At 39.0% G+C, this 2828-nt stretch carries 5 protein-coding genes; all 5 read right to left on the bottom strand.

Features of this window, described 5'->3' with window-relative positions; all coding sequences use genetic code 11:
• Positions 1-211: 211 nt before the first annotated feature.
• Positions 212-778 carry an HXXEE domain-containing protein gene (locus tag AC1DUA_RS32425; RefSeq protein ID WP_477503653.1) on the bottom strand — a complete coding sequence of 189 codons (567 nt, stop codon included), beginning with the start codon at positions 776-778 and terminating at the stop codon, positions 212-214.
• 134 nt (positions 779-912) lie between these two features.
• On the bottom strand, positions 913-1206 hold the full coding sequence (locus AC1DUA_RS32420) for a hypothetical protein (protein ID WP_477503652.1): 294 nt from the start codon (positions 1204-1206) through the stop codon (positions 913-915).
• A gap of 345 nt (positions 1207-1551) precedes the next feature.
• Positions 1552-1740: an aspartyl-phosphate phosphatase Spo0E family protein gene (locus AC1DUA_RS32415; protein ID WP_477503654.1), complete on the bottom strand. Its 189-nt coding sequence runs from the start codon at positions 1738-1740 to the stop codon at positions 1552-1554.
• Positions 1741-1949: 209 nt separating this feature from the next.
• Positions 1950-2405 (bottom strand): DinB family protein, encoded by a 456-nt coding sequence (locus AC1DUA_RS32410; RefSeq protein WP_477503651.1) that lies wholly within the window; start codon positions 2403-2405, stop codon positions 1950-1952.
• 38 nt (positions 2406-2443) lie between these two features.
• On the bottom strand, positions 2444-2828 hold a 385-nt coding region (locus tag AC1DUA_RS32405), incomplete at its 5' end, for a GNAT family N-acetyltransferase (RefSeq protein ID WP_477503650.1).

Here is a 2828-nt window from a genome sequence, read left to right as displayed (position 1 = left end):
GGCTGACTGAAAGCATCACGCCAACCAACGCAATAGAAACACACCTCATTTCCTCTGTTACAATATTTCTTCTTATTTATAATATCCTTTTGGATCAGCATAACATTATATGAAGAAATCTGCCCGATAGTTGAGCGGAGCGCACCGAGACGAAAATAAGCGATGGATCGGTTCCATCGCGTAGCGCTATCGTTTTTCGTTAGTTCCCGACCTATTTCTTACCCATCACAAACTTAAATAAGATGGCATGAACAAGAATCGAAAATAAAACCGAGCTAATCCACCAGGTCATTGGATGGGAAATACCTTTAGCCGTAATCACGTATGCACCATAAACGGATGCGATAAACTGAAGGCTTGCCATTACCAGACCCGGATTCCATTCTCTATATTTAATTCCTATATAAATATGGGTGGCACAGTTCATCAAGCTAAAAATGACAATTAACAAACCAAAGCCGATATTTACGATACATAAAAGTCCGAAAATTAGGAACGCCAGCCATACTAGAATAATATTGATCCAAAACACTTTTTCATCCGTTAAAGCCTCGTCACCCTCCGGCAACCCATTCACGACTCGATTAAAGTAATCCTTAAAGCCACCCGGCCAATAATGCTCCTCGGTTTGATGAAACAAATATAATGGGATGTTGATCAATGCCCAGAATATCGTATCGACAGGACTGAATGTCCAGAATAGCATTACAATGGTAATGAACCCCAACCAAGGTGTTAATTTAGCCCAATTTTGATTCTCTGCCCAATAATTCAGCACCTTACGTAATCCCTCCTTCCTGATTTATCATTTCTAAAAATATATTCGGTTAATAATTTTATTTTCCTATACATAATTCCCGTTACTTCAAAGAAAAAGAGAACAGATGGCGGTCGCGGCGATCTGCTCCCTGGTTATTCAACTATCTTTCCTACGTTAGTAGAAAAATTGCCTTTTGAAACGACTATGGATTTAAAGACCACATCTTTTCGTCCATCTAGCTGATTATAGTCAATAACCTGATAACCAAGTCCCTTATAAATCGATGTTCCGCCATCTTTATATAATTGTGTTCGAATTGCAAAAATCGGTGGCATATCCTTTAGTGCCCTGTTGTAATCAATTATAAAAACGGATGGTGGAATAATAAGCAGTGCAAGTAACAGCAAAACAAAAAGCAGCATCTTCTTCTTTCTATTTTTAGGCATATTTACTCCAGAATAAATTTGTAGTATCTATTAGACGTTTATTTGTTATGAAAGTTTCATGTTCCACAACTCTGTACCTACATGCTCCCCAAACCGTGCTAATCTGCCCGTTACTTCAACGGGCAACGGCAGCCGATCATTCTGGCCGGCTGCCTTCTTTTTTATTGATCTATCGTTTTGCCTTAGCGTATTAACTTTCTAGGGCTCAGAAAACCGTTTGTCCTTTTGACCCGTCTAGCTTCATTTTTTCTTTCTTATTAATAAAGTCTGTATAATAGATCCAGCCATCTCCAATTGTGAGCTTAAGAAAAGGGCATACAGACTCTTTAAGAAATAAAGATATAACTAACAAATACACTTCAAATTCTTATATTTTGCTTGCTTTAATATAAATTTTTGATAAACCAAAATATATCTATCCAAAAGCTGGCTTGCTGAAACTACTTTCTCATGCGTAAGACTCCCGTTTATAAAAACTTGATTTATCATTTCCAATCTTAAGCTTTCAATTTTTTTTTGAAGAATAGATTCCATCATAACACTCTCCGATCTATATCTTATTAAGTAAGTTAATTACGCTTACTACTACAAATTAGATATTACCTGAAGTTCATTAGGAAAATATTAGGAATCTATTAAAATGTCGCTTACTTTGCAAATTTTAGCAGCACGTTAAGGACGGCGGTAGGCGGAAAGCAGTTCACTGCCAATCCAATTCCGACTAAGGTGATTATGAAGCTCTTTTAGAGCCTCGCAAATGTGATGTAATCAACTTGGGCAGGCTCTGCCGATTCGATCCGAAGTGCCCGGTTGATCTGTCCCCGGTGATATTGCCCATGTAAGAGGACCTGCAATAGGATGTCTCGGACAGATGTTCGGAACGCAACCCCACTCTGGTTCGCATAGTGGATCATCTCGTCTAACTCTGATTCCTTGAGCCCTTCGATATAGACGCGATATTGGTCGGCGTTTTCTTCGAACATCGTCCGGAACGCCGTCAGGTCTTCCGCTTCTTCCCACAACGAATATTGCGCGCTGCCCTTGCCCTGCAATCGGGACAACCAGACTCGTTCCGCGACCCCGACATGCCGAACCAGCTTCAGAAGGTCTTTGTTTTTCGTCTCACTCTCATCGAGTGCGTCCAAGATGCGTCCGTCCGCCCAGTACAAGTGCTCCATCATGCTCTTAATTGTCTTCATTTCGGTTTCCCCCAATTTTTTGGTTTAAATAATGCCTATTAGTCAAGTTTAATAATCTTATCAAAGCAGTATGAATCTTTGTCATAGCCATTATGCTCATAAAAAGCATGTGCTTCGGTTCGCTTAAATCCGCTACATAAAATAATAGTTGATATTCCGATTTCTTTAGCATAATTTTCAGTGTGTCTTAATAGTTTTGTACCTATCCCACCATGTTGAAATTCCTTTTTAACAGCAAGTGCTTGAATATGTAAATAACCAATCGGTTCCCCTACAGATAATGCCTGAACTATAGTTACAAAACCAGCCACATCTTTTTCAAATAATGCAACAAATGTTTTGTAATTGCCACCCTTATTCATTTTTTCCATAGTAACTCGAAAGTTTTCATCATTAACGTTGCGAATTCCAAGTACATCGTTC

This window comes from Paenibacillus sp. 01T422 (genome assembly GCF_056398785.1).
Note: the sequence above shows the minus strand (reverse complement) of the source record. Positions and strands in the feature narration are given on the sequence as shown.

Excerpts from the sequence above, each read along its gene's own strand:
- AC1DUA_RS32410 (WP_477503651.1), bottom strand. The coding sequence starts at position 2,405 with ATGAAGACAATTAAGAGCATGATGGAGCACTTGTACTGGGCGGACGGA.
- AC1DUA_RS32415 (WP_477503654.1), bottom strand. The coding sequence starts at position 1,740 with ATGGAATCTATTCTTCAAAAAAAAATTGAAAGCTTAAGATTGGAAATG.
- AC1DUA_RS32420 (WP_477503652.1), bottom strand. The coding sequence starts at position 1,206 with ATGCCTAAAAATAGAAAGAAGAAGATGCTGCTTTTTGTTTTGCTGTTA.